The organism is Pseudomonas sp. BF-RE-21, from assembly GCF_019947305.1.
GTDB lineage: Bacteria > Pseudomonadota > Gammaproteobacteria > Pseudomonadales > Pseudomonadaceae > Aquipseudomonas > Aquipseudomonas migulae.
Window position 1 is genome coordinate 1 of the sequence record NZ_JAGYGF010000020.1, and the last position, 25507, is coordinate 25507.

Below are 25507 nucleotides of genomic sequence, written 5' to 3' on the forward strand. Positions count from 1 at the left end.
CGCGAAGGCGTTTTACCTGACACACCGCCTTCGCGGGCAAGCCTCGCTCCTACAGGTGCAGTTCAACACAACAACAAATGTTCCTCTGAGATAACACCCTTGAGCATTCAACCCAGCACTTATTCACCCGACATCGCGGTGCCGACCGACAAACGTGTCTTCGGCGGCCGCGATCTGTTTTCCCTGTGGTTCTCCCTCGGCATCGGCCTGATGGTTTTGCAGACCGGCGCATTGCTCGCGCCAGGTCTTGGCCTGTCCGGTTCGTTGCTGGCGATCTTCCTCGGCACGCTGGTCGGCGTTCTGCTGCTGGCCGCTGTCGGCGTGATCGGCAGTGACACCGGCCTGTCGTCGATGGCCGCGCTCAAACTCAGCCTCGGTGCGAAAGGCGCGAGCCTGCCAGCGGTGCTGAACCTGCTGCAACTGATCGGTTGGGGTTCGTTCGAAATCATCGTCATGCGCGACGCTGCCAGCCTGCTCGGCGCGCGTGCGTTCAGCGAAGGCAGTCTGTTCTCCAGTCCGCTGCTCTGGACGTTGTTCTTCGGAGCCTTGGCGACCTTGCTGGCCGTCAGCGGTCCGTTGACCTTCGTGCGCCAGATCCTGCGCAAATGGGGCATCTGGCTGCTGCTGGCCGCGTGCATCTGGCTGACCTGGAACCTGTTCGCCAAAGCCGATCTGGCGGCGTTGTGGGCGCAGGCCGGGGACGGTTCGATGCCGTTCGCCGTGGGCTTCGACATTGCCATCGCGATGCCGCTGTCGTGGCTGCCGCTGATCGCTGACTACTCGCGTTTCGGCAAGCGTGCGAAAAACGTGTTCGGCGGGACGGCGATTGGCTTCTTTATCGGTAATTTCTGGCTGATGAGCCTGGGCGTGGCTTACACCCTGGCGTTCGCGCCGAGCGGTGAAGTGAATGCCTTGCTGTTGGCGCTGGCCGGTGCCGGCCTGGGGATTCCGCTGCTGCTGATTCTGCTGGATGAGTCGGAAAACGCCTTTGCCGACATTCACTCGGCGGCCGTTTCCAGCGGGTTTTTGCTGCGCTTGAAAGTCGAACACCTGGCGTTGGCCATCGGTGTGGTCTGCACCCTGATCGCCTTGCTGGCGCCATTGGCCCAGTACCAGAACTTCCTGCTGTTGATCGGTTCGGTGTTTGCGCCGCTGTTCGGCGTGGTGCTGGTGGATCACTTCATCCTGCGTAAACGCAGTGCTCAAGTGGCGTCAGCCGCATTGCGCTGGCCGGCGCTGCTCGCCTGGCTGGGCGGGGTCAGCACCTATCACTTGCTGGCCAATCTGTATCCGGACATCGGCGCAACCCTGCCGTCGTTGATTCTGGCAGGGCTGCTGCAACTCGTGCTGGGTCGGGCCTTCAGTTACGGCCGGGAAACAGCTCGGGCTTGATGATGCCGTTCAGGCGAGGGTAGGGGATCTTCAGTTCGACGTGGCCCAGCGCGTAAGGCGCGATGGTGCTCACGTCGTACTTGAGGATCACCCCGCCGTAGGTCAGCGCTATGTTCTGGGTTTTCTGGAACGGCCAGCTCTTCACGAACTCCGGTTCCTGATCGAGCTTGGTGCTGATCAACCAGCTGTTGTGCGCGACCTGCGCCGCTTTCCAGAACGCCTCTTCCTGACCTGGCACCAACATGTCGGACAAGGTCAGCACTTTATGCTGCTGGCGCGAATAGTTGATGAAGCTGCGGCCCGGCGTGCCATGTGCACCGCCGGTGTCCAGGTAGCTGGAAAATTCGACAATCACCAAGCCGTCATGCTGCTCACGTACTTTGGCTTGCAAGTAGCTGCTGTAGCGCGGGCCGGCGGTGCGCAAAAACTCATCGCGATAGGCCGCCAGCGTCGGCGCCACCGGGGCGTCGGGCGAGGTGCGTGTCATTTGCAGCAGACGTTTTTCGACAATGCCGTCCAACTGCGGCTCGGCGGGGAAGCGCAGCGTATCGATGTTCACCAGCGGGCAGTCAGGTGTCGTGCAACCCGGTTTCAGCTGTTCGGAAGCATCGCGGGTAGTCTCCAGCGGCGCCCGGTAGTTGGGCTGGAACAGGCTTTGGCAAGCGCCCAGGGTCAGGGCGATTGCGGCCACGGAGGCGATTTTAAAAAGCGACATGGGCGTCCTTCGTAAAACAGGGAAAGGCAAAAAGTTATCCGCTTCGACTCTCAACGAAGCAGTCAGTTCGCCACTAAGCTAATTAGAGTTGGTTTCGCCCTCACCGTCTATCCCGCTGACTGGAAAGGGGCTGCATCAAACGGCGCGGGCGCGTTAGGATGGCGCGAAGTCGAGGTTGCAAGTAACCAAAAGGAGCCTCGGATCGGACTAGCAGTAAACGAGGATTGTCATGACTGATTTTGCCAACGCCATTCCGACCGCCGTTGATATCGTTCGGCGCGAAAAGTGCTACGAGGGCTTTTACAAGCTCGATCGCGTGCACTTGCGCCACGAGTTGTTTGCCGGTGGCATGAGCCGCGAAATCAATCGTGAAGTGTTTGTTCGCCACGATGCGGTCTGCGTGTTGCCCTACGATCCGCAGCGCGATGAAGTGGTGTTGATCGAGCAGTTTCGCGTCGGCGCCATGGGCAAGACCGACAATCCCTGGCTGATTGAACTGGTCGCTGGTCTGATCGACAAGGATGAAGTGCCGGAAGAAGTTGCTCACCGCGAAGCGCAGGAGGAAGCTGGGCTTGTATTCGGGGCGCTCTGGCCGATGACCAAGTATTTTCCATCGCCGGGTGGCAGCAATGAATTCGTGCATTTGTTCCTGGGGCGTTGCGAGACAACCGGGGTCGGCGGCCTGCATGGGCTGGAGGAAGAAGCTGAAGATATCCGCGTCACGGTCTGGGCGTTCGAGGATGCCCTGCAAGCCGTACGCGACGGACGAATTGCCAACGCGGCCAGCATCATTGCCTTGCAATGGTTAGCTTTGAACCGCGCTGAAGTGAGGGGGTTATGGTCGTAAACAAGTTGCGCGATCGCTACCGGGTGGACCTCGTGGGGCTGCAAGCCTCTTGCGAGGCCAACTACGCGCGCCTGATGCGACTGCTGCCGGACATGCGCAACGAGCCGGCGGCGCGGCGCATTGCCGTGACCCACGGCGAGCAGATGCTCGGCGTGCTGGCCCTTGAAGTGCTGCAGGTCTGTCCATACACCACGACCCTGCAAGTGCGTCAGGAACACAGCCTGCCGTGGCTGCCGGTGCCGCAACTGGAAGTGCAGGTCTATCACGACGCCTGCATGGCCGAAGTGGTCAGCGCCGAACATGCGCGACGCTTTCGCGGGATCTATCCTTACCCGAACGCCTCGATGCACCAGCCGGACGAAAAGGCGCAGCTGAACATGTTCCTGGGTGAATGGCTGAGCCATTGCCTGGCGTGTGGGCACGAATACGCCGTTGTGCGTTGAGCTCGCTAGATGTGAACTGCGTCAGCTTCTCGGATTTCCTCTTTCGTTCGTCCCCCAGCATAATCGCGGCATTCCACTTATCCCGTGTTTAGCCCTGGGAGACCGCCTTGCCAAGCGTATCCACTTTGACCCCCGCCGATTCGGCGTTGCTGGTGCAACTGTCCGACAGCCATCTGTTTGCCGAAGCGGACGGCACGTTGCTGGGCATGAATACGCGCGACAGCCTGCAAAAGGTCATCGAGCTGGTCAGGCAGCAACAGCCGCAGATCGATCTGATCATTGCCAGCGGCGATCTTTCCCAGGACGGGACGCTGGAGTCGTATCAGCAGTTTCGCGACCTGACCCGGCAACTCGATGCGCCGGCGCGCTGGATTCCCGGCAATCACGACGAACCGCAGATCATGGCCGCAGCCGCCGTGCACAGCGCGCTGCTGGAACCAGTGGTGGATGTCGGCAACTGGCGCGTCACGTTGCTCGACTCGGCGGTGCCGGGGTCGGTGCCCGGGTATTTGCAGGATGAACAATTGCAGTTGCTGGCGCGCTCGCTGAGCGAGGCGCCGGAGAGCCATCATCTGGTGTGCTTCCACCATCATCCGGTGTCGATCGGGTGTGCGTGGATGGAGCCGATCGGGTTGCGCAATCCCGAAGCACTGTTCGCCGTGCTGGACCGGTTCCCGCAAGTACGCGCTGTGCTTTGGGGGCACGTGCATCAGGAAATCGATCAAGTGCGTAACGGCGTTCGTCTGATTGCATCGCCCTCGACCTGCATTCAGTTCGAGCCGGGCAGTGAGGATTTCAAGGTCGGCGAGCAGGCGCCAGGGTATCGGTGGTTGCGGCTGTTGCCCGATGGTCGGCTCGAAACCGGCGTAGAGCGCGTGACCGGGTTCGACTTTCAGGTCGATTACGGCTCCAACGGCTACTGAATATCTGCGGTGCTGCCATCGCCAGCAGGCTGGCTCCCACAATGAATCCGCGTCGTGCACAAATCCCTGTGGGAGCCAGCCTGCTGGCGATGGCGTCCGCTCAGACGACATGAATTCCACGGATATCCCCGATTCCCCCGACACCCTGTAAACTCCGCCTTCTTTACCCGACGCACAGGGAGTTCAAATGTCCGGTTCGATCCTTTATATCCACGGTTTCAACAGTGCGCCTTCGTCAAAAAAGGCCACTCAGTTGATCGAAGTGATGGAGCGTCTGGGCTTGAGCGATCACCTGCGCGTTCCGGCCCTGCATCACCATCCGCGCGAGGCCATCGGTCAGCTCGAACAGGCAATTTCGGAGCTTGGCCGGCCACTGCTGGTCGGCAGCTCACTCGGCGGCTACTATGCGACTCACCTGGCCGAGCGCCATGGCTTGAAAGCCCTGTTGATCAACCCCGCCGTCAGTCCGCACCGGATGTTCGACGGGTATCTGGGGACGCAGAAAAACCTGTATACCGATGAGGCCTGGGAATTGACCCACGACCATGTGACGGCCCTGGCCGAGCTGGAAGTGCCGGCGCCCCAGGACCCGCAGCGGTATCAGGTATGGTTGCAGACGGGCGACGAAACGCTGGATTATCGCCTCGCCCAGCAGTATTACCGGGCCTGTGCCTTGCGCATCCAGGCCGGCGGCGACCATAGTTTCCAGGGTTTTGCCGGGCAATTGCCGGCAATGCTGAGTTTTGCCGGCATCGGCGCAGATTTGTATCAGGCGATAGATTTCACTGCACTGTGAGTCATCACCTCTATTTAATAGAACATTTGACGACGAGACCCCATGGCCACTCCCAGCGCTAGCTCTTATAACGCAGACGCCATCGAAGTCCTCTCGGGCCTCGACCCGGTGCGCAAACGCCCCGGCATGTACACCGACACCAGTCGGCCGAACCACCTCGCCCAGGAAGTCATCGACAACAGCGTCGACGAAGCCTTGGCCGGGCATGCGACGTCGGTGCAGGTCATCCTGCACGCCGATCACTCCCTGGAAGTCAGCGATGACGGCCGTGGCATGCCGGTGGACATTCACCCGGAAGAGGGTGTGTCGGGCGTCGAACTGATCCTCACCAAGCTTCATGCGGGCGGCAAGTTTTCCAACAAGAACTACCAGTTCTCCGGCGGTCTGCACGGGGTGGGTATTTCGGTGGTCAACGCCTTGTCGACCGAAGTCCGGGTGCGCGTGAAGCGCGACGGCAACGAATACCAGATGACCTTCGCCGACGGTTACAAGAAGACCGAGCTGGAAGTGGTCGGCACCGTTGGCAAGCGCAACACCGGCACCAGCGTGTTCTTCGCGCCAGACCCGAAGTACTTCGACTCACCGAAATTCTCCATCAGCCGCCTCAAGCACGTGCTCAAGGCCAAGGCCGTTCTGTGCCCGGGGCTGCTGGTCAGTTTTGAAGACAAGGCCACCGGCGAGAAAGTCGAATGGCATTACGAAGACGGCCTGCGTTCCTACCTGGTGGACGCGGTCAGCGAATTCGAGCGCCTGCCGGACGAGCCGTTCTGCGGCAGCCTGGCCGGTAACAAAGAAGCGGTCGACTGGGCGCTGCTGTGGTTGCCGGAAGGTGGCGACAGCGTGCAGGAAAGCTACGTCAACCTGATCCCGACGGCCCAGGGCGGTACGCACGTCAACGGTTTGCGTCAGGGCTTGCTTGATGCCATGCGCGAGTTCTGCGAATTCCGCAGCCTGCTGCCACGCGGCGTGAAGCTGGCGCCGGAAGACGTCTGGGAACGCATCGCCTTCGTCCTGTCGATGAAAATGCAGGAGCCGCAATTCTCCGGCCAGACCAAGGAACGCCTGTCGTCCCGCGAAGCGGCGGCGTTCGTGTCCGGCGTGGTCAAGGACGCGTTCAGCCTGTGGCTCAACGCTCACCCGGAAACCGGCATGCTTCTGGCGGAGCTGGCGATCAACAACGCCGGCCGTCGTCTGAAGGCCAGCAAGAAGGTCGAGCGCAAGCGCATCACCCAAGGCCCGGCACTGCCAGGCAAGCTCGCCGACTGCGCCGGGCAGGACCCGATGCGTTCCGAGCTGTTCCTGGTGGAAGGTGACTCCGCCGGCGGTTCCGCCAAGCAAGCGCGGGACAAAGAGTTTCAAGCGATCCTGCCGTTGCGCGGCAAGATCCTGAACACCTGGGAAGTCGACGGCAGTGAAGTACTGGCCAGTCAGGAAGTGCACAACATTGCCGTGGCCATCGGTGTCGATCCGGGCGCGGCGGACATGAGCCAGCTGCGTTACGGCAAGATCTGCATCCTCGCTGACGCCGACTCCGACGGTCTGCACATCGCCACGCTGCTGTGCGCGCTGTTCGTCCAGCATTTCCGCCCGCTGGTGGATGCCGGTCACGTCTACGTCGCAATGCCGCCGCTGTACCGAATCGATTTGGGCAAAGAAATTTACTACGCCCTCGACGAAGCTGAGCGTGACGGCATTCTCGATCGTCTGGTGGCCGAGAAGAAACGCGGCAAACCACAGGTCACCCGATTCAAAGGTCTGGGTGAAATGAACCCGCCGCAACTGCGCGAAACCACCATGGACCCGAACACGCGGCGTCTGGTGCAACTGACCCTGGAAGATTTCGAAGCGACTTCGGAAATGATGGACATGTTGCTGGCGAAGAAGCGCGCCGGTGATCGTAAATCCTGGCTGGAATCCAAAGGCAACCTGGCCGAGGTTCTTGGCTGATGCGGGTTGGCTTTGCCCTGGCGTGTGCGTTACTTCTGACCTCGGCTTCGGCGTTTGCCGAGCCGGCACCGGAGTTGCGCCTGTTGTCCGAGCATCCCGTGGAGGGCATGCGCGGCGGCAACCTGTCGGGGCTGGCCCAGTGTGGCAAGAATCTGTGGGCCGTTTCCGATCGCGACGACGATCAGATCTACCGACTCGAAACCGGCGACACGGTCTGGCAGGCTGAAACCGTGCGCATCGGTGTGCCGCCGGTGCCGGACAGCGATTTGCCCTGGGGTTTGCGTTCGCGGACCTGGGTGGCATCGTTCGCGCGCGGCGGGGACCTGGATTTTGAAGGCATCACCTGCGACAGCGCCGGCAATCGCTACATCGTCAGCGAGTCCCATGCGGCGATTCTGCAAGTGCCGCCCGTTGGGCCGACGTCCTGGCTGAAGATTTCGCCGATGCTGGTTCGCGAGGCGCGGGCCAGCGGTATGTTGTTGCACTTCAATGCATTGTTCGAGGGCCTGGCGATCAATCCGGAGGGCGACCAGTTATGGTTGGCCGCCGAGCGTGAGCGCCGAGGACTGCTGTTGATCAAGCGTCAGCAAACGGTCTGGGATTGCGACGGCGGCTGCGTGCTGCTGAGCGAAGCCGGGATGGAAATGCAGCCGGCGAAATTTCCCAAGGCCAGAGCCGTGTCGCGGGATTTCGCCGATCTGTCGTTGTTCAACGGCAAGCTGTTTACCCTTGAGCGTAACGCGTTCGAGATTTGCCGCCGTGACGCGGTGACGGCCAAAGTCGAGCGTTGCTGGTCGTTTGCCGACGAGGCATTGCAGGAGAACCGTCGTTATCCACAGGGCTATGGCCTGACGGAAGCACTGATCGTCGACGCCGATGGCGCCTGGGTCGGCATTGATAACAACGACGGTGCCCGTGCTGATGGCGAGTATCGCCCGGTCGTCTGGCGCTTTGCCGCGCCGGAAGGTGGCTGGAGTGCCAAGCCATGACGCCGCAAACACCTGGAAAACGAGCCGGTCGGGTGTTCATGGTGCTGGCCTGGTGCGCAGCGCTATTTCTGGCGACACGGTTTTTCGGCCAATGGGAGGAGCGTCAGCAAAATCCCAACGTCGTCGTCAGCTCGGAACAGGGCGAAGGTTTTATCGAAGTGAAACTGGCCAGCAACACCCAGGGGCACTTTGTCGCCAGCGGCCAGATCAACGGCCAGTCGGTGGATTTCATGCTGGATACCGGGGCGACCGATGTGGCGATCCCGGCAGAAATGGCCGAACGGCTGAAACTTGAACAAGGCTTCGGGGTGACCCTGAGCACCGCCAACGGTCGCACCGAGGGTTATCGAACCCGTGTCGACCGGCTGCAACTGGGCGACATTGTGCTGCGTGATGTGCGCGCCATCGTCGTGCCAGGCCTGGATGGCAAGCAAGTGCTGCTCGGTATGAGCGCGCTGAACAAACTTGAATTTACCCAGCGCGGTGGCACCATGCTGCTGCGCCAGACAACGAACCGATGAGGCCCGCATGAGCGACTCCCTTGATCTCAGCCTGGACGGTGTAGAGCGCCGGTCACTGGCTGACTTCACCGAAAATGCCTACCTCAACTACTCCATGTACGTGATCATGGACCGTGCCTTGCCGCATATCGGCGACGGCCTGAAACCGGTACAGCGCCGCATCGTCTACGCGATGAGCGAGTTGGGGCTGGACGCCGATTCCAAGCACAAGAAGTCGGCGCGTACCGTCGGTGACGTGCTCGGTAAATTCCACCCGCACGGCGATTCGGCCTGCTACGAAGCCATGGTCCTGATGGCCCAGCCGTTCAGCTACCGCTACACGCTGGTCGACGGCCAGGGTAACTGGGGTGCGCCGGATGATCCCAAGTCCTTCGCCGCCATGCGATACACCGAAGCGCGGCTGTCGCGTTATTCCGAAGTGCTGCTCAGTGAACTGGGTCAGGGCACTGCGGACTGGGGCCCGAACTTCGACGGCACACTCGACGAGCCATTGGTGTTGCCGGCACGTTTGCCGAACATCCTGCTCAACGGCACCACCGGCATCGCCGTGGGCATGGCCACCGACGTTCCGCCGCACAACCTGCGCGAAGTCGCGACCGCCTGCGTGCGTTTGCTCGATGAGCCAAAAGCCACGGTCGAACAGCTCTGCGAACACATTCAGGGCCCGGATTACCCGACCGAAGCGGAAATCATCACCCCGCGCGCCGATCTGCTGAAAATGTACGAAACCGGCAAGGGCTCGGTGCGCATGCGCGCCGTGTACCACATCGAAGACGGCGACATCATCGTCACCGCGCTGCCGCATCAGGTGTCTGGCGCCAAGGTGCTGGAACAGATCGCGGCGATGATGCAGGCCAAACCGTCCAAGGCCCCGCAGATCGCTGACCTGCGTGACGAATCCGACCACGAGAACCCGTGCCGGATCGTGATCATTCCGGGCGCTCGGAAAAACTTCGACCACGACGCGCTGATGCAGCACCTGTTCGCCAGCACCGAGCTGGAGTCGAGCTACCGGGTCAACATCAACATCATCGGCCTGGATGGCAAGCCGCAGCTGAAAAACCTGCGTGCGTTGCTGGTGGAATGGCTGGAGTTCCGCGTTCAAACCGTGCGTCGTCGCCTGCAATTCCGCCTCGACAAGGTCGAGCGTCGCCTGCACCTGTTGGACGGTTTGTTGATTGCCTACCTCAACCTGGATGAAGTGATCCACATCATCCGCACCGAGGAGCATCCGAAAGCCGCCCTGATCGCGCGTTTCGCCCTGAGCGAAATCCAGGCCGAGTACATTCTCGACACCCGTTTGCGTCAGTTGGCGCGACTGGAAGAAATGAAGCTGCGCTCCGAGCAGGATGAACTGCTCAAGGAACAAGCCAAGCTGCAAGCCCTGCTGGGCAGCGAAGCCAAGCTGAAAAAGCTGGTGCGCACCGAGCTGATCAAGGACGCCGAAACCTACGGCGACGACCGTCGTTCGCCGATCGTCGAGCGCGCCGAGGCCAAGGCCTTGACCGAGCACGATCTGCTGCCGAACGAGAAAGTGTCCGTAGTGCTATCGGAAAAAGGCTGGGTCCGCTCCGCCAAAGGGCACGAAATTGACGCCACCGGGCTTTCCTACAAGGCAGGGGACGGTTTCAAGGCCTTGGCGGCCGGACGCTCCAACCAGTTTGCGGTGTTCATCGACTCCACCGGTCGCAGCTATTCGGTGGCCTCGCACACCTTGCCTTCGGCCCGTGGCCAGGGCGAACCGTTGACCGGTCGTCTGACGCCACCGCCAGGTGCGACATTTGAATGCGTGCTGATGCCGGAAGACGATTCGCTGTACGTGATCGCCTCCGATGCCGGTTACGGTTTCGTGGTCAAGGGCGAGGACTTCCAGGCGAAGAACAAGGCGGGCAAGGCGCTGCTGAGCTTGCCGAACAACTCGAAGGTCATTCTGCCGCGCCCGGTGGCGGATCGTGAGAACAACTGGCTGGCGTCAGTGACCACCGAAGGTCGCTTGCTGATCTTCAAAATCAGCGATCTGCCACAATTAGGTAAGGGCAAAGGCAACAAGATCATCGGGATTTCCGGTGAGCGTGTGGCCAGTCGCGAAGAATATGTCACGGACATCGCTGTGCTGCCGGATGGAGCCACCTTGGTGCTGCAGGCCGGAAAGCGTACCTTGTCACTGAAAGCGGACGACCTCGAACACTACAAAGGTGAGCGTGGACGTCGTGGCAACAAACTTCCACGGGGCTTCCAGAGGGTAGATGCGCTGCTCGTCGAAAACCTCAATTAACCGCGCTAGAGCGCTCGATCTACGATTTAACGCGTAGATCGACGCTTTGCCGCTGGAGTCGGAACGCATATTCACGGATGATATGGCCTTTCCAAGCGCCGGCGTGGCCGAGCGTTCTTCATATTTATTGAGTATTTTCACTGTGGTGTGCCTTGTGGCAACCACCTGGATGGGACGATGACTGCTCTGCGCCTTCCTTTTATTTTGATGCTCGCTGGCGTTCTTGGCCTGGCGGGTTGCAGCGTTCACCAACCGGTGTCGCTGTATCAGCTGGACAGCGGAAGTCCGGCTCAGCCTGCGCAAAGCGCGGGCATGGCGGTATTGCTCGGCCCGGTAACGGTTGCCGATTACCTGCAGCGTGAAACGTTGCTGCAGCGTCAGCCGGATGGCAGCCTTCAGGCCTCGACCGATGGTCGTTGGGCCGGCAGCCTTTCTTCCGACATCGATCAACTGTTGCTGCGTCAGGTAGCGGGTCATCTGGACAGTCAACGTGTGGTGCTGGCGCCGGCGAGCGTGGGCTTCACACCGGATGTTCAGGTACTGCTGACCATCACGCGCCTGGACTCGGGCGAGTCGCAACCGGCGATCCTCGATGCTCAATGGCGTTTGATCGACCGTCGCGGGCAGGTTCGCGATAACCGCATCGTTCATCTGCAAGAACAGCACGCGGGCGGTACGGCGGCGCAGGTTCAGGCTCAGGGTGTGTTGCTGCAGAAGCTCGCCGAACAGCTGTCGATCGCGCTCAAGCCATTGGCCAATCAGCCACCGATTGCAGAAGCGCCAAAAAAACCGGCAGCCAAGCCTGTGGCTCCGGCGACAGAGCAAGAGAAACAGCCGAAGATCCCGATGGCTGCGCCGATTCGTACGGATATGGAAGTGTTCAGGTTCTAAGGCCTGGATAGATTTCAAACAGAGCCCGCAGAGATGCGGGCTTTGTTGTTTTTGCGGGTTGGAAGTACTCGGTGCTGCTGACGGCCCCATCGCTGGCAAGCCAGCTCCTACAGGTTCCGCGTCGTGCATGCATCATGCGGGCAACACGATTTCTGTAGGAGCTGGCTTGCCGGCGATGACGGCGGAACAGGCAACAAAAAACCCGCAGACAATCACTTGTCTGCGGGTTTTTTTACTGCGGGGCTAACGCTTACGCCCGACGTTCATGCATCCGCGCCAACTGTCGCTCCAGCATCGACGGATAAGGCTCCATCAACCGCTCCACGCAGCACGCACCCTCAGGGCTGGCAATCGGGCGGATTCGCGCACGCTGGCGAATCAGCGCGTCGTCACTGATCTTGCGCTCCACCAGCAGCAGATTGCGGCTGTGTTGCGACAGGGCCAGGGCGTCCTGGGCGGTTTCGGTCAGCAACAGGTCGATCTGGCTCAGACCGAACAGCTCATCACCCAAGGTCACGCCCAGCTGCAATTGCAGGGTGATGCCGCTGTCGGCGACTTCGATCTGCAACTGATGGCCCAGGGCTCGCAGCAACTCGCCGCAGCAGATGGCGTTGGTCAGGTAGTCGTCGCCGCTGTCCTCGGTGTGGAACACCATCAGCGTGCTGCCATCGTTCAGGCTGTGCAGTTCGCCCTCATAGAGCGAGGCCGCCTGATCGAGGCAATCGCGATAACGTTTGAGCAGTTCTTCCAGGCGCGCCCGTGGCAGGCGGCGCAATTGATCCTGGGCGCCCAGCTGCACGGCCAGCACTGCGCTGTGTTGCGGCACGTTCGATACTGGCGCTCTGACTACTGGTTTCGCGGCTGTCGATTCGTCACGCAAATCGGCAAACGCATCGTCGTCATCTTCGTCTTCGACGGTGCTGACGATGTGCCGTGGCGCAGGTTTGAGGCTAGCGACAGGCTTGGTCTCGTCGAAACTCGGGTCGCGCAGGTTGCGCACTTCGAAGGACGGCTCGGCGTCATCGTCGTAATCGACGTCGTCGAACTCAGGTTCCGGTGCGGGCTCCGGCTCGGACGGTTCCGGCGCGAAGTTGGCGTGCAGCTGGCGAGCCAGGTCGCCGATTTCATCCTGGCGGTCGGTGGCCGGGGTGTATTCGTCGATGTTGCGCAGCCACACGCGCAATTGCAGCAGCGGCGTGGAGATGTGCCGACCCAGGCGCAGGCTCAAGGCCAGGGACAAGGCCAACAGAATCGCACTCAAGATGCCCATGCTTTGCAGGCTGATGGTCATCGGCTGCTGGAACTGATCCATGTCCAGACTGATGCGCAGTTGCCCGGCGGTCACGTCCTGAAAGGTGATCTTGCTCTGGTACATGCCCTCGGCTTCGCCCAGCAGGCCGTGCTTGGGGCGCTGACCGGCTTCGGCGAGGATGCGGTTGTCCACGCTATAAATGGCGGCGTGGGCCACCAGCTTGTTCTTGGTCAGGTTGTTGAGCAGTACGTTGAGGCTGAGGATGTCGTTGGACACCAACAGCTCCGTGGCGGACGTGGCGGTCTGCGTGGTCAGGCTTTCGCCCAGCGCATCTGCCTGCTCGTGCATGGCCTGCTTGAACTGCAAACCCATCACGCAGGCGTAGATCACCAGGGCCAGAGCGACCAGGATCACGTTATGGCTGGCGATGCGCAATGCAATCGGTACACGGCGGTGGCGCAGTGCACGGAAGATCAGCAGAAAGAAGTTATCGGTTTTAACTGGCGTGGGCCGGTTCACTTGAGCTCGGCTCTTTTGTCCGTGAAGTTGACGCGCAGTATAGCGACAGGCCCTAGACCGGCAAAGCGCTCACGGTGCCCGATGGTCACTGAAAGTGGGTAGAATGCGGTTTTTTTCCACCTGCGGGGGTGCGCCTTGCGCGAAATCGTCCTGATAAACATCACTGGTGAGGACCGTCCGGGTCTGACCGCGGCCATTACCGGCGTTCTGGCCCAGGGTGGTGTGAACATTCTCGACATTGGTCAGGCGGTGATCCACGACACCTTGTCGTTCGGCATCCTGGTTGAAATTCCTGACACCGAGCAAGGCAAGTCGGTGCTCAAGGACATCCTGTTCAAGGGCTATGAGCTTGACCAACAGGTGCGTTTCACGCCGGTGTCCGAAGAGGATTACCAGCAATGGGTCGGTAATCAGGGCAAAAAACGCCACATCGTGACGCTATTGACCCGCAAAGTGACTGCCGGGCAATTGCAGGCCGTGAGCTCGATCACCGCCAAATATGGCCTGAACATCGACCACATCGATCGCCTGTCCGGGCGCATGCCGCTGGATACCCCGGCCGATAAAGGCAAGGGCTGCATCGAGTTTTCCGTGCGTGGCGAAGCGGCGGATCCGCAAGCGCTACGAGCGGAATTCCTCAGCGTCGCCCAGGAATTGAACGTCGACATCGCCTTCCAGGAAGATTCGCTGTTCCGCCGCAACCGTCGTCTGGCGGTGTTTGACATGGACTCGACGCTGATCGAAGCCGAAGTCATCGACGAACTGGCCAAGGCGGCCGGTGTGGGCGATCAGGTTTCGGAGATTACCGAGCGGGCGATGGCCGGCGAGCTGGATTTCCGTGCCAGCTTCAAGGAGCGCCTGGCGTTGCTCAAAGGGCTGGATGTCAGCGTGCTGGATTCGATCGGCGCCTCGCTGCGCCTGACCGAGGGCGCCGAAACCCTGTTCGCCGAGCTCAAGCGTCTGGGCTACAAGACCGCGATTCTGTCGGGCGGCTTCACCTACTTCGCCAAGCAATTGCAGGCCAAGCTGGGCATTGACTACGTGTTCGCCAACGAGCTGGAAGTGGTCGATGGCAAGGTCACCGGCGTGGCGGTCGAGCCGATTGTCGATGCGCAGCGCAAGGCGGATCTGCTGAAGGAGCTGGCGCACAAGGAAGGCTTGCGTCTGGAGCAGACTATTGCGGTCGGCGACGGCGCCAACGATTTGCCGATGCTGGCAATTGCCGGGCTGGGCGTGGCATTCCGCGCCAAGCCGCTGGTCAAGCAATCGGCGAAGCAGGCGATCTCCACGTTGGGGCTGGATGGCGTGCTGTATCTGCTGGGCTTTCGGGATCGTGACGGGCAGCTCTGAGTCTTGTATTGACTGATAGGGCCTCTTCGCGGGCAAGCCTCGCTCCTACAGGTAATTGCGTACCCCCTGTAGGAGCGAGGCTTGCCCGCGAAGGCGTCACCGCCGATTTAACGTCGGGCCCTCAAAGCGTCTGCCACAACGAATCAAACTCCTCCTCGACACCAACTACGCCGCTCCCCGCGGCGTTGTCGTTTCTGGCGGCCTCAAGCGACCGATACGCAAACTGATTGAAGCTGTTGGTGCTCGACACCCGCCGATCCAGTCCGGCCCGGCGCTCCTCGCCGTTGGTGTTGATCAGCACCTTGTGCCCTTCCTGGAACGGCAGGCGCGGAGCGAGCAGGGTGGCCGGTAAATCTATCGCGCTGATGGCCGGCAGCAACAAGCCGCGCAGGTAGTGGCTGTGGTCTTCCCGGGTGCGCACCAGTTGCAGGCCGCAAGGTTCGGCGTATGGCGCGACTTGCTCGATGCCCATCTGCGTGCCGCCGCCGCGAACCTGGCGGATCCAGCGCACCACCGCAATGCTCCAGCCTGCGCCCGCCGTGTCCTCGATGCCGACCATCTCGCCAGCCTGTAGCTCGGCTGGCACTGCGTCAGGCCAGGCCAGGCAATAACCGCCCGGGCTGTGATTGATCACGGGCAGGGCGTACGTCGGAAAGTGGCGGTTGCGGTCGCTGGCTTCGTGGCTGTCGTCATTCTGCAGCTGCCGGTATTCGATTTCTTCGTAGGGCAGCAACGTGTCGGCGGTGCCGTGGGGCGCTGCGTCGAAGGCATGGCTCCATTGGTCCTTTTCCCGGAGCGCGGGCGATATCGCCGTGAACTGCGCACGGCGGGCGCCGGGGTTTTTCAGGATTTCGCTGAACGGGCGCTGCCCGCCCAGATAGAAATGCAGCGCGCTCATGCCCACGCACAAGGTCAAGGTGCCTTGACTGGCGGTGCGCTGGAAACTGCGCTCGACCGCCTGCCCCCACGCGGCCCTCAGGTGTTGCAGCGTATCCAGGCTCAGACCTGCCGGCACCGGGAGTGGCGACTCACCGTCGTTTTTTTCCAAATGGGCATCGATGGCTGCGACCAGCGGCTGCGGATCGAACCCCAGCAAACGCTCCTGTTGCCCGGGCCGGAATTTCGAGCGGTAACGCGGCCCGATGTCGAGTTCCGGGGCGATGGCAAACAATCCATCGGCCGGTGTTTCCGGTTGCAGCTTGATCAGTTTGCTCCACGGCTCCAGCACTTCGGCGAGCCGCGCGATCTGGTTCTGGCGCAGTTGATTGCAACGTGCGGCGCCCACTAGCAGGGCGACTACATACGACTGTTCAATGCTCAGGTTTTGCGTCTGGCTCGCCAATTCATCGCGCAGGTTCAGATGCTGCAGTCGAAGGCTACAGGCGATTCGATACAGCTGGTGCAGCTCCAGCCACACGCCTTCCGGCACCGGGCAATAGAGTTGGGTGGCGCGGATCAGTGACCCGTTGAGGCAATGCATCGCCCGTTGTAACGCTTGGGCCAGCAGTGGCGCACGGTCCTTGCTGAAGCGCGGCGTGATGCGCACGACGATCTGTTTATAGCCGATCGCCAAGTGGCTTTGCAGCGCCTGGCACAGGTTGGCGACTTTGCTTGAACGCTCGTCGAGGGCAATCGACTGGTGCAGGAAATGCCGCTCCAGGTGTTTGCAGACGTAATACACCTCGGGCCTTAACAGTTCGAGCAATTGCAGGCGATTGTCGCTGGGTGTCAGTAACTGGTTCAGTTCGCTCAAGCCTTGATAGAGCTGGCGAGCGGTTTCGCCGATGTTGGCTTTGGGCAGGTTGGCGATCCAGCGTTTGAGGTCGCGCGGGGTGGCTTCGCAGAACGACAGGCGCAACTGTACGGGGACAGGGGCGCGCAGCAGAAGGTGGGGACTGGTCTCATTCATGCGTTGGACAAACTCCAACCGGGAAATGGGCAGTGAATGACCAGACTTTAGCAGCTATGACTCGGGGGCGCGCATTGCAATGCCTGTTCTCTGTAGGAGCGAAGCTTGCTCGCGAAGAGCCGGAGGACGACGCGGATCATCAGGCAGATCCCGGTTGTCGTTGACGACCTTCGCGAGCAAGCTTCGCTCCTACAGTAAAGCGGCGTTGGATCAGGCTTTCGGCAGTCCCATGCCCTGGCCCATCTGCACCGGCGAACCGGCCGCCAGTTCTTCAGCCCACTGCACTTGATCCGGGCCGAACAGCACAACAGCCGTCGAACCCAGTTTGAAACGACCCAGTTCCGCACCTTTCTCCAGGTGGATCGGCGCACGGGCAGCTTCGTCGTAGCGGAAGGTTTTCAGCTCGCGTTTCGGTGGGGTCACCAGGCCAGCCCACACGGTTTCGATCGACGCCACGATCATCGCGCCCACCAGCACCACGGCCATCGGCCCGCGCTCGGTGTCGAAAATGCACGCCACACGCTCGTTGCGGGCGAACAGTTCTGGAACGTTTTCCGCAGTGGTCTGGTTGACCGAGAAAATCCGCCCCGGAATGTAGACCATCTCGCGCAGGGTGCCGGCCAGCGGCATGTGCACGCGGTGGTAGTCCTTTGGCGACAGGTAAATCGTCGCGAAATCACCGCCCATGAACGGCGCAGCGTTGGCCGCGTCACCGCCCAGCAGTTCCAGCACGCTGAAGCTGTGGCCCTTGGCCTGGAACACGCGGCCGTGCTCGATCGGGCCGAGCTGGCTGACCGCGCCGTCGGCCGGGCTGAGGATGGCGCCCGGGGTTTCGTCCAGCGGACGAGCGCCGTCTTTCAAGGCGCGGGTGAAGAACGCGTTGAAATGCTCGTAGGCGGTCAGGTCTTCGACCAGGGCCTGGGACATGTCCACCTGATAACGCTTGGCGAACCACGCGGTGAACGCATTCTTGAACCAGCGCACACGGCATTCGGCGATGCAGCCGGCCAGTCGCGAGAGCAAGTGGTGGGGCAGCAGGTATTGGCTGAGGATAAACAAACGCTTATTCATTAACTGTCCTTAAAAACCTTAAATCTCTACAGGCGTATCGGGATGGTTACCCCATTCGCCCCAGGAGCCGGCGTAGCCTTTGACCCGCGGATAACCGAGGGACTTGGCCACCAGATAGGTGAAGCCAGAACGGTGGTGAGTCTGGCAGTGGGTAATCACTTCTTTGTCTTTGCTGATCCCGAGTTGTTCGAGGATCTGCGGCATGTCCGAGCGGATGCGCAGGTTGCGCGCCCGGTCCATGCCCGCGGTCCACTCGAAGTTGACCGCACCGGGAATGTGTCCGCCCTTGGCTGCCAGGACTTTCTCGCCGGAGTATTCCAGCGGCCCGCGCGCATCCCAGATCGCCAGGTCGGCGGCGCCGAGACGGCTTTGCAGGTATTCGCGGGTGGCGGTGGGTTCGTCGTGCAGAGTCAACGCAACCGGGCCGCCGACCGCGGGCGGGATCTGGATCGACATCGGCGAGCCTTCCGCCAGCCACGCCGTCAGACCGCCGTCGACATAGTGATACTTGTGGTGGCCGATGACATCCAGCAGCCAGATAAAACGCCCGGCCCAACCGCCGCCTTCGTCGTCATACACAACGTAGACCGCATCGGGGTTGTGGCCCAGCTCACCGAACAACGCTTCGAGTGCCGCTTGCGGCGGCATCAGGCCCGGCGCCGGTGGCTGGCCGAGTTGCGTGCGTTTCGGATCGACAAAGCGCGCGCCGGGAATATGCCCTTCGGCATAGCGGGCGCTGCTGGTCAGGTCCACCAGAATCAGATCGCGGGCATCTAGTCGAGAGAGCAAGTCGCTCGGTTCGATCACCAGCGGCAAGCCAGAGAAGTCAGACATGTGAGGTCTCCAGAGCACAAAGGGGAGGATTGTAGCGGGTCATTGGCCGCGATGGCTAAAGGTGTGCAGGGCTTTCTCGATGCACTGCGCGGTTTTGCCAAAGGCTTGCACGGTAATTTCGGAGAACGGCCCGCCGCCCTGGTCCGCCACCACGATCATGATCACGCGGCCGTTGTTGACCAGCGAGCGCAACAGCAGGTGTTCGCCACCGAACTGCGAGCGCAGGCTGGCCGGCAGCAGTGCCGAAAATTGTGCGTTGTTGGCCGGGGTCAGGCGTACCTGGGCTTGTTGCGAGAGCAGGCGTTGCAGCACGGTGCTTTGGCTGACCACGAAATTCAGGCCAGCCGTTTCTTTCGGCAACCCGGCAATCTGGTGCACGCGCAGATTGGCGTGCGTGCGGTCGGCCATCAGGATCATCACCCGGCGCATGCCGCATGCAACCAGTGCATCGCGGGCCGAGTTGGTCAAGTGCATGGCATTGGTGAAACGACTCGGCTCCACCAGCAGCTCGGCGCATTGTTTGCGCCACTTGGCCAGGTCCTCGGCGGTCGGCGCCGGGGCTGGCAGCAAACCGGCGTGCACACGGTTCATGCCCTGCGGCCAGAGCAGCGCGACGGCGGGGTGCCAGAGGTCTGGCATGGCGTGCTGGCGCGCACTGTTGGCGGCCTGCTGGTGAAGTTGCTGCTGCACCTCGTCCATCGGCATTTGCAGGTAAAGGCTGGTCAGGTACTGCCAGCGTTCACTGTGCGGACAGTCCCAGGCGTGCTGTGCCGACAGCGCCAGACCGTTGGCCAGCAACACCGTGTTGGCCGGCTGATTGAGCCAGCGGCGCAACGTCGGATCGTCATCGAGACGGTTCTGCTGGCGCAATGGATGATCGCTGTCGCGCGCGATGCGCAGGACTTTCACCAGTTCCCGTTGCTCATTGAGTAACAGCTTGTAACCCTGCTGCACCCAGTTCGGCAGGTGCCAGATTTCCACCAGGGCCTGACCGATTTCCAGCAGGCGTACGCCGAATAATTGTTTCTCGACTTTACGTGCGGACTCGCCCTTATGGATGACCCGCAGCTCCCATTCTTCGAGCAATTGCGGATGGGTCAACGCCAATGGCCACAACGGCGATAAAAACAGCAGGCTGCCCCAGTGGATGTCCTGCCACAGCCGCGCCAGGCGAGCGGCGAAAAAGCCGTTGGCCTGTTGCGTCGCGTGCTGGCTGATCATCTGCAACTGGCGCAGGGCCACGGGAATGTCCGATTCCGGCATCGCGGGCAGCCGTGCGAGCAGTTCTTCGGTGCGCTTCAAACCGAGGCGATTGATCGCCACCTCAAGGTTTTCCGCAGGCTCGGTCATGCTGCCGTGGGTGTGCCGGTTGGCTTCACGAATCACGCTCAAGGCCAGGGCGGGGCTGTCCTGCATCAGCTCGGCGATATCGCGCAACGAGCTGCGGTTATCGCCGATGGCCTTGCAGACCCGGTCATGACTGCCTTGCGGAACGGGCAGGTGCACGCCGTCCAGAAGCTTTACCCAGCCTTGGAGCGTGTTTGGTTTTGGAGTTGGAACGTTCGTTTCGTTAGCCATGGTTGGACGCGATCATCGTCTGCATTACCTATGCCCGAAGTGGGCCAAATTGGCTTTTCGCCTGAACTGGCTATAGTCTGGCGCAGTTTTGCCGATAAGTAGAAGAAGAGATTTTTTAACTTCCGAATATGACCTTGAACCCGACTCAGTAAGTGCTCTCCTACCTATGGCTAAAATAATCGGCATCATCGTCGTATTCGCGAGCGTGCTCGGCGGATACGTGCTTTCCCACGGCAAGATTGCCGCCCTGATTCAACCCTTCGAGGTGATGATCATCGGTGGCGCGGCCCTTGGTGCATTCCTCCAGGCCAACCCCGGTTACATGACCCTGCACGTGCTCAAGAAGTCCTTGAGCATGTTCGGATCGCGTTTCAATCACGGCTACTATCTTGAAGTGTTGGGGCTGATCTACGAGATCCTCAACAAGAGTCGCCGCGAAGGCATGATGGCCATCGAAGGCGACATTGAAGATGCCGCCGCGAGCCCGATCTTCGCCAAGTACCCGTCGGTGCTCAAAGACGAGCGCATGACCGCGTTCATCTGCGATTACCTGCGCATCATGTCCTCCGGCAACATGGCTCCCCATGAGCTGGAAGGCCTGTTCGACATGGAACTCTACAACCTCAAGGAAGACCTCGAGCACCCGTCCCACGCGGTGAACGGCATCGCCGACGCCATGCCCGGTTTCGGTATCGTCGCGGCGGTATTGGGTATCGTGGTGACCATGGCGTCCCTGGGCGAAGGCGACCAGAAATCCATCGGTCTGCACGTGGGTGCGGCACTGGTCGGTACCTTCTTCGGTATTCTCGCGGCGTACGGTTTCTTCGGTCCGCTGGCCCACTCCCTGGCCCACGATGCCAAGGAAGAACTGAACGTCTACGAAGCCATCAAGGCCTCGCTGGTGGCTTCGGCTTCCGGCATGCCGCCATCGCTGGCGGTAGAGTTCGGACGCAAGGTTCTGTACCCGGCGCACCGTCCTAGCTTCGCTGAGCTGGAACAAGCGGTTCGCGGTCGCTAAGTCATGGAAAATAATCAGCCGATTATTATCAAGCGCGTCAAGCGCATCGCCGGCGGGCATCACGGGGGCGCCTGGAAAATCGCCTTCGCCGACTTCGCGACGGCGATGATGGCGTTCTTCCTGGTGTTGTGGCTGCTGTCCACCGCGACACCGGAACAGAAACTCGCCATCGCCGGTTACTTCAAAGACCCGATCGGCTTTTCCGAAAGCGGTACGCCGTACATTATCGATCTGGGCGGCACGCCGACCCTGGCGCCGGAAAACACCCTCAACCCCGAGGTGAAATCCCAGCCGCAGCCGGACAAGGTGACTGTCGACGCCGAGCAGGTCGAAGGCATGGCCGAGATGGTGGAGAAGGAACGCCTCGAACTGTTGCTGCAAGAACTGCAGAACAAGGTCGAAGAGAATCCGCAACTGAAGAAATTCAAGGACCAGATTCTGTTCGAAATCACGCCGGACGGTTTGCGCATCCAGATCGTGGACGCCGAAAACCGCCCGATGTTCGACTCCGGCAGTGCGCGCCTGAAACCGTACTTCGAAGACATCCTGCTGGCCATGGCCGACACCATTAAAGCGGTGCCGAACAAGATCAGCATCAGCGGCCACACCGACGCCAAGCCGTACAGTGGCCAGGGTGATTTCGGCAACTGGGAGCTTTCAGCCAACCGTGCCAACGCTGCACGTCGTGCGCTGGTGGCGGGCAGTTATCCGGAGCAGCAGATCGCACGCGTGGTCGGTTATGCCTCGTCGGCGTTGTTCGATCGCGAGAACCCGCTCAACCCGGTCAACCGCCGTATCGACATCATCGTGCTGACCAAAAAAGCCCAGCGTGCCATCGAAGGTTCGCAAGGCGCGGAGCCGACTCCGGAGCCGACGCAAGGGCAGGGTGGCCCGGGTGAAGTGCCGGCCGATCCGAATGCATTGCCGGCGGATAAAGAACCGCTGCCGGCGCATGAGCTTCGCGAGCGTTTGAATCTGTTCGATGACCCGGCACCGAAACCGGCTGAACCGCCGAAGCAGTGACCCACAAAAAAGCCGACAGCGATGTCGGCTTTTTTTTGCTTTGGTTTGGAGGTCACTTCATTTTCAGTTTGAGCGCGGTCCCTTGTAGGAGCCGGCTTGCTGGCGATGGCGGCCTTATGGCTGGCGTGGGTTTTTTGGTGTGTACATATCCATTCCTGCGGTAACGACCGCCTATGGTTTCGCTCTTACAGCGAGTCACTTTGGAAAAGCCCCAAAGTAACCAAAAGGCTCTTGCCCCTTTCGTTCGGTGGCTCGCTAATGCTCGCCATGCCCTCGCTCCGGTCCTGCTCCGTGGGCCCGCCGCCATCGGCCATCCATGGCCGGGGGCGGCTAACCCGGCATCCATGCCGGGTTGCCCACTGCGCAGAACCTGCGCTCGGCCTCTCGAGGGGGCGCTCAGATCAAAAGCGGAAGGCGAGCTAACGCTCGGCCTGATGAGTGGTGAGAAGCGAAAGCAAACGCGATTCCCTGTAGGAGCCGGCTTGCCGGCGATAGCGGTGGGTCAGGCAATAAGTACGTGACTGAACGGACGCAATCGCCGGCAAGCCAGCTCCTACAGGTATTGCGCTCGTCCCGGTGTCGCCAAACTACGTCGAATTTGCAGGCACCAGGACAGCCATGACACTTTGGATGTGCAGGGCTGTGCACCGAAAATGAGAAAGCCGCGAGATGATCGCGGCTTTTTTTGTTTCTGCGAGAAGCGGCCTAGTAGCTGCTCTCCGGCAAACTCGCGATGATCGAGCGATAGCTGTTCATTCGTTGCTGCTGCACGCGACCTTCTTCCAGCGCCTTGAGCAAGGCGCAACCCGGTTCGCGGTCGTGCTTGCAGTCGCGGAAGCGGCAGGTGCCGATCAGGTCGTTGAACTCGATGAAACCGGCTTCGACGTCGGAGCGGCTGACGTGGCCCAGGCCGAATTCGCGGATACCCGGGGAGTCGATCAACTCACCGCCACCGGGGAAGTGGAACAGCCGCGCGGTCGTGGTGGTGTGAGTGCCCTGGCCGGACAGCTCGGACAACGGGCCGACGCGGGTTTCGACTTCCGGCAGCAGGCTGTTGACCAGCGACGACTTGCCGACGCCGGACTGGCCGACGAATACGCTGATGCGTCCGTCCAGTTGTTCCTGAAGTTGCTCCATGCCATTGCCGTGGTGCGCCGACACTTCCAGTACCGGATAACCCAGCGTGCGGTAAACCGCGAGCAAGGCATTCAGCGCCGGGGCGTTCTGCTCGTCGATCAGGTCGAATTTGTTCAGCAGCAGCAACGGCCGAATGCCGGCGTGCTCCGCAGCGACCAGATAGCGGTCGATCAAATTGGCGTGAGGCTCGGGCAGCGGCGCGAAGACGATGACGATCATGTCGACGTTGGCTGCAACAGGCTTGAGCTGGCCACGACTGTCCGGGCGGCAGAGTTCGGTTTTGCGCGGCAGTTGCGCCACGATCACCCCGATGCCCTGGTTGCCGGCACGCCAGACCACCTGATCGCCGGTCACCAGCGCCGGCAGGTTGGCGCGCAAGTGGCAGCGGAACACCTGGCCGGCCAAATCGCCATCGAGGGCTTCGACTTCGACCTGCACACCGAAGTGTGCGATCACCAGGCCGGTCTGTTCCGGACCCAGGTCGCCACCCTCAAGTGCCTCGACAGCCGAGGACTCGCGTTTGGCGGCGCGGGCAGCGCGTTCGCCCTGAATCTTTTCGATGCGCCAGTTTTGACGACGATTGAGTTGGCGTTTGGCCATGGGTGTTCCGTATCAAGAATGCAGCGATTAGGTAAAACGGCCGCGAGTTTAGCACGCCCGGCCACCTCCCTAGGCTAAACTGCGCAGCATTGCCTAGGAGCCGACACATGCAAAACCCGCAGAATCTGATCTGGATCGACCTGGAAATGACCGGTCTGAACCCTGATACCGACGTCATCATCGAGATGGCCACCATCGTCACCGACAGTGATCTGAACACCTTGGCCGAAGGCCCGGTGATCGCGATTCACCACAGCGATGAAATCCTCGCCGGCATGGACGAGTGGAACACCCGTCAACACGGCGGCTCGGGCCTGACCCAGCGCGTGCGCGACAGCCGCATCAGCATGGCCGAAGCGGAAGCCGAGACCATCGCTTTCCTGGAGAAGTGGGTGCCGAAGGGCAAGTCGCCGATCTGTGGCAACAGCATCTGCCAGGATCGCCGCTTCCTTTATACGCACATGAAATCCCTGGAAAGCTTCTTCCACTACCGCAACCTCGACGTCTCGACTCTGAAAGAGTTGGCCGCACGCTGGGCGCCGGACGTGCGCGACAGCTTCAAAAAGGGTAGCACCCACCTGGCGCTGGACGACATCCGCGAATCCATCGCCGAGCTGCAGCATTACCGCAAGCATTTCATCAAATTCTGATTCAGCAGCGCCTGTGCTGACGCTTTCGCGGGCAAGCCTCGCTCCTACAGGTTTTGCGCAAACCTGTAGGAGCGAGGCTTGCCCGCGAAGGGAGTGACGCGGCCGATCTCCGTGATCGCCCCCTTTTGGTGCTGCACCTAAATGGCTAGACTGCGCGCCTTCCTGCAAGGACCGCCACCATGTTGCTGATGCTTTACCTGATCGCCATCACCGCCGAAGCCATGACCGGCGCACTGTCTGCCGGCCGTCGCGGCATGGACTGGTTTGGCGTGGTGCTGATCGCCTGCATCACGGCGTTGGGCGGCGGTTCGGTGCGCGATGTGCTGCTCGGTCACTACCCGCTGACCTGGGTCAAACACCCGGAATACCTGGTGCTGACCTCGGTTGCGGCCATGGTCACAGTTTTCACTGCACGCTGGATGCGCCACCTGCGCTCACTGTTTTTGGTGCTCGACGCCGTGGGGCTGGTGGCGTTCACCCTGATCGGCTGCATGACCGCGCTGGAAATGGGCCACGGCATGCTGGTGGCGTCGGTCAGCGGCGTGATCACCGGGGTGTTCGGCGGCATCCTGCGCGACATCTTCTGCAACGACATCCCGCTGATCTTCCGCCGCGAGCTCTACGCCAGCGTCTCCTTCGCGGCGGCGTGGTGCTACATGCTGTGCATCTATCTGCAACTGCCCGGTGAACAGGCCATTCTCATCACGCTGTTTGGTGGCTTCCTGCTGCGGTTGTTGGCGATTCGTTTTCACTGGGAAATGCCAAAGTTCGTTTATAACGACGAGCAATGAGCGGCAATGCTTACATTCGTCAATAACGGCACGAAT

The 25507-nt window shown here is 61.1% G+C and carries 22 protein-coding genes; 15 read left to right on the top strand and 7 right to left on the bottom strand.

The window, feature by feature from the left end; genetic code table 11:
* Positions 1–99: 99 nt before the first annotated feature.
* Positions 100–1392, top strand: a complete 1293-nt coding sequence (gene cytX / locus KGB25_RS15200; RefSeq protein ID WP_223435518.1) for a putative hydroxymethylpyrimidine transporter CytX — start codon at positions 100–102, stop codon at positions 1390–1392.
* On the opposite strand, the gene KGB25_RS15205 is transcribed toward cytX, so the two are convergent.
* Entirely contained in the window at positions 1361–2107 is a 747-nt protein-coding gene (locus KGB25_RS15205) for an RsiV family protein (protein ID WP_008040407.1), read from the bottom strand. The genes cytX and KGB25_RS15205 overlap by 32 nt on opposite strands.
* 229 nt (positions 2108–2336) lie before the next feature.
* Here KGB25_RS15205 and KGB25_RS15210 point away from each other — a divergent pair, with 229 nt between their 5' ends.
* From KGB25_RS15210 to KGB25_RS15250, 9 genes are all read left to right on the top strand, one after another.
* On the top strand, positions 2337–2954 hold the full coding sequence (locus tag KGB25_RS15210; RefSeq protein WP_008027900.1) for an NUDIX domain-containing protein: 618 nt from the start codon (positions 2337–2339) through the stop codon (positions 2952–2954).
* A complete protein-coding gene (locus tag KGB25_RS15215; RefSeq protein ID WP_008027902.1) occupies positions 2945–3397 on the top strand; it encodes a DUF1249 domain-containing protein in 453 nt (150 codons plus the stop codon). The genes KGB25_RS15210 and KGB25_RS15215 overlap by 10 nt, the downstream gene beginning before the upstream one ends.
* 107 nt (positions 3398–3504) lie before the next feature.
* A complete protein-coding gene (gene cpdA / locus KGB25_RS15220) occupies positions 3505–4320 on the top strand; it encodes a 3',5'-cyclic-AMP phosphodiesterase (RefSeq protein ID WP_223435520.1) in 816 nt (271 codons plus the stop codon).
* Between the two features lie 187 nt (positions 4321–4507).
* Positions 4508–5116: a YqiA/YcfP family alpha/beta fold hydrolase gene (locus KGB25_RS15225; RefSeq protein ID WP_008040411.1), complete on the top strand. Its 609-nt coding sequence runs from the start codon at positions 4508–4510 to the stop codon at positions 5114–5116.
* A 42-nt stretch (positions 5117–5158) separates the two neighbouring features.
* Complete coding sequence (parE, locus tag KGB25_RS15230) at positions 5159–7063, top strand: DNA topoisomerase IV subunit B (protein WP_008027908.1); 1905 nt, start codon at positions 5159–5161, stop codon at positions 7061–7063.
* Positions 7063–8052, top strand: a complete 990-nt coding sequence (locus KGB25_RS15235; protein WP_008027910.1) for an esterase-like activity of phytase family protein — start codon at positions 7063–7065, stop codon at positions 8050–8052. The genes parE and KGB25_RS15235 overlap by 1 nt, the downstream gene beginning before the upstream one ends.
* On the top strand, positions 8049–8573 hold the full coding sequence (locus tag KGB25_RS15240; protein WP_008027912.1) for a TIGR02281 family clan AA aspartic protease: 525 nt from the start codon (positions 8049–8051) through the stop codon (positions 8571–8573). Before KGB25_RS15235 ends, KGB25_RS15240 begins: the two co-directional genes overlap by 4 nt.
* Before the next feature lie 7 nt (positions 8574–8580).
* Positions 8581–10848 (top strand): DNA topoisomerase IV subunit A, encoded by a 2268-nt coding sequence (gene parC, locus KGB25_RS15245; RefSeq protein ID WP_008027914.1) that lies wholly within the window; start codon positions 8581–8583, stop codon positions 10846–10848.
* A 177-nt stretch (positions 10849–11025) separates the two neighbouring features.
* Positions 11026–11739 (top strand): membrane integrity-associated transporter subunit PqiC, encoded by a 714-nt coding sequence (locus KGB25_RS15250; protein WP_008027916.1) that lies wholly within the window; start codon positions 11026–11028, stop codon positions 11737–11739.
* A 250-nt stretch (positions 11740–11989) separates the two neighbouring features.
* Here KGB25_RS15250 and KGB25_RS15255 read toward each other — a convergent pair whose 3' ends face one another.
* Positions 11990–13510, bottom strand: coding sequence for an AhpA/YtjB family protein (locus tag KGB25_RS15255; RefSeq protein WP_192226915.1), 1521 nt, complete (start codon positions 13508–13510; stop codon positions 11990–11992).
* A gap of 135 nt (positions 13511–13645) precedes the next feature.
* Between KGB25_RS15255 and serB the strand changes: the two genes are divergently transcribed.
* Positions 13646–14860 carry a phosphoserine phosphatase SerB gene (serB, locus tag KGB25_RS15260; RefSeq protein WP_008027919.1) on the top strand — a complete coding sequence of 405 codons (1215 nt, stop codon included), beginning with the start codon at positions 13646–13648 and terminating at the stop codon, positions 14858–14860.
* 121 nt (positions 14861–14981) lie between these two features.
* Here the strand turns inward: serB and KGB25_RS15265 are convergent, their stop codons facing one another.
* From KGB25_RS15265 to KGB25_RS15280, 4 genes are all read right to left on the bottom strand, one after another.
* A complete protein-coding gene (locus KGB25_RS15265; RefSeq protein ID WP_223435522.1) occupies positions 14982–16769 on the bottom strand; it encodes a molecular chaperone in 1788 nt (595 codons plus the stop codon).
* A gap of 210 nt (positions 16770–16979) precedes the next feature.
* Entirely contained in the window at positions 16980–17840 is an 861-nt protein-coding gene (gene asd / locus KGB25_RS15270) for an archaetidylserine decarboxylase (protein WP_008040415.1), read from the bottom strand.
* An 18-nt stretch (positions 17841–17858) separates the two neighbouring features.
* A complete protein-coding gene (locus KGB25_RS15275) occupies positions 17859–18674 on the bottom strand; it encodes a rhodanese-like domain-containing protein (RefSeq protein WP_008027926.1) in 816 nt (271 codons plus the stop codon).
* A gap of 39 nt (positions 18675–18713) precedes the next feature.
* Positions 18714–20252 carry an HDOD domain-containing protein gene (locus KGB25_RS15280; protein ID WP_008040419.1) on the bottom strand — a complete coding sequence of 513 codons (1539 nt, stop codon included), beginning with the start codon at positions 20250–20252 and terminating at the stop codon, positions 18714–18716.
* A gap of 166 nt (positions 20253–20418) precedes the next feature.
* Between KGB25_RS15280 and motA the strand changes: the two genes are divergently transcribed.
* Entirely contained in the window at positions 20419–21270 is an 852-nt protein-coding gene (gene motA / locus KGB25_RS15285; protein ID WP_008027935.1) for a flagellar motor stator protein MotA, read from the top strand.
* Positions 21271–21273: 3 nt separating this feature from the next.
* Positions 21274–22293 (top strand): flagellar motor protein MotB, encoded by a 1020-nt coding sequence (motB, locus tag KGB25_RS15290; RefSeq protein WP_192226918.1) that lies wholly within the window; start codon positions 21274–21276, stop codon positions 22291–22293.
* A gap of 705 nt (positions 22294–22998) precedes the next feature.
* On the opposite strand, the gene rsgA is transcribed toward motB, so the two are convergent.
* On the bottom strand, positions 22999–24030 hold the full coding sequence (rsgA, locus tag KGB25_RS15295; protein ID WP_008035286.1) for a small ribosomal subunit biogenesis GTPase RsgA: 1032 nt from the start codon (positions 24028–24030) through the stop codon (positions 22999–23001).
* A gap of 107 nt (positions 24031–24137) precedes the next feature.
* Here rsgA and orn point away from each other — a divergent pair, with 107 nt between their 5' ends.
* The gene (gene orn / locus KGB25_RS15300; RefSeq protein ID WP_008035288.1) at positions 24138–24680 is read left to right on the top strand and encodes an oligoribonuclease; all 543 of its coding nucleotides are present in this window, start codon (positions 24138–24140) and stop codon (positions 24678–24680) included.
* 179 nt (positions 24681–24859) lie between these two features.
* Complete coding sequence (locus KGB25_RS15305) at positions 24860–25471, top strand: trimeric intracellular cation channel family protein (protein ID WP_008035291.1); 612 nt, start codon at positions 24860–24862, stop codon at positions 25469–25471.
* The last annotated feature ends 36 nt before the right edge of the window (positions 25472–25507 follow it).

Excerpts from the sequence above, each read along its gene's own strand:
- KGB25_RS15205 (WP_008040407.1), bottom strand. The coding sequence starts at position 2,107 with ATGTCGCTTTTTAAAATCGCCTCCGTGGCCGCAATCGCCCTGACCCTG.
- KGB25_RS15210 (WP_008027900.1), top strand. The coding sequence starts at position 2,337 with ATGACTGATTTTGCCAACGCCATTCCGACCGCCGTTGATATCGTTCGG.
- KGB25_RS15215 (WP_008027902.1), top strand. The coding sequence starts at position 2,945 with ATGGTCGTAAACAAGTTGCGCGATCGCTACCGGGTGGACCTCGTGGGG.
- KGB25_RS15225 (WP_008040411.1), top strand. The coding sequence starts at position 4,508 with ATGTCCGGTTCGATCCTTTATATCCACGGTTTCAACAGTGCGCCTTCG.
- parE (WP_008027908.1), top strand. The coding sequence starts at position 5,159 with ATGGCCACTCCCAGCGCTAGCTCTTATAACGCAGACGCCATCGAAGTC.
- KGB25_RS15235 (WP_008027910.1), top strand. The coding sequence starts at position 7,063 with ATGCGGGTTGGCTTTGCCCTGGCGTGTGCGTTACTTCTGACCTCGGCT.
- KGB25_RS15240 (WP_008027912.1), top strand. The coding sequence starts at position 8,049 with ATGACGCCGCAAACACCTGGAAAACGAGCCGGTCGGGTGTTCATGGTG.
- parC (WP_008027914.1), top strand. The coding sequence starts at position 8,581 with ATGAGCGACTCCCTTGATCTCAGCCTGGACGGTGTAGAGCGCCGGTCA.
- KGB25_RS15250 (WP_008027916.1), top strand. The coding sequence starts at position 11,026 with ATGACTGCTCTGCGCCTTCCTTTTATTTTGATGCTCGCTGGCGTTCTT.
- KGB25_RS15265 (WP_223435522.1), bottom strand. The coding sequence starts at position 16,769 with ATGAATGAGACCAGTCCCCACCTTCTGCTGCGCGCCCCTGTCCCCGTA.
- asd (WP_008040415.1), bottom strand. The coding sequence starts at position 17,840 with ATGAATAAGCGTTTGTTTATCCTCAGCCAATACCTGCTGCCCCACCAC.
- KGB25_RS15275 (WP_008027926.1), bottom strand. The coding sequence starts at position 18,674 with ATGTCTGACTTCTCTGGCTTGCCGCTGGTGATCGAACCGAGCGACTTG.
- KGB25_RS15280 (WP_008040419.1), bottom strand. The coding sequence starts at position 20,252 with ATGGCTAACGAAACGAACGTTCCAACTCCAAAACCAAACACGCTCCAA.
- motA (WP_008027935.1), top strand. The coding sequence starts at position 20,419 with ATGGCTAAAATAATCGGCATCATCGTCGTATTCGCGAGCGTGCTCGGC.
- motB (WP_192226918.1), top strand. The coding sequence starts at position 21,274 with ATGGAAAATAATCAGCCGATTATTATCAAGCGCGTCAAGCGCATCGCC.
- rsgA (WP_008035286.1), bottom strand. The coding sequence starts at position 24,030 with ATGGCCAAACGCCAACTCAATCGTCGTCAAAACTGGCGCATCGAAAAG.
- orn (WP_008035288.1), top strand. The coding sequence starts at position 24,138 with ATGCAAAACCCGCAGAATCTGATCTGGATCGACCTGGAAATGACCGGT.
- KGB25_RS15305 (WP_008035291.1), top strand. The coding sequence starts at position 24,860 with ATGTTGCTGATGCTTTACCTGATCGCCATCACCGCCGAAGCCATGACC.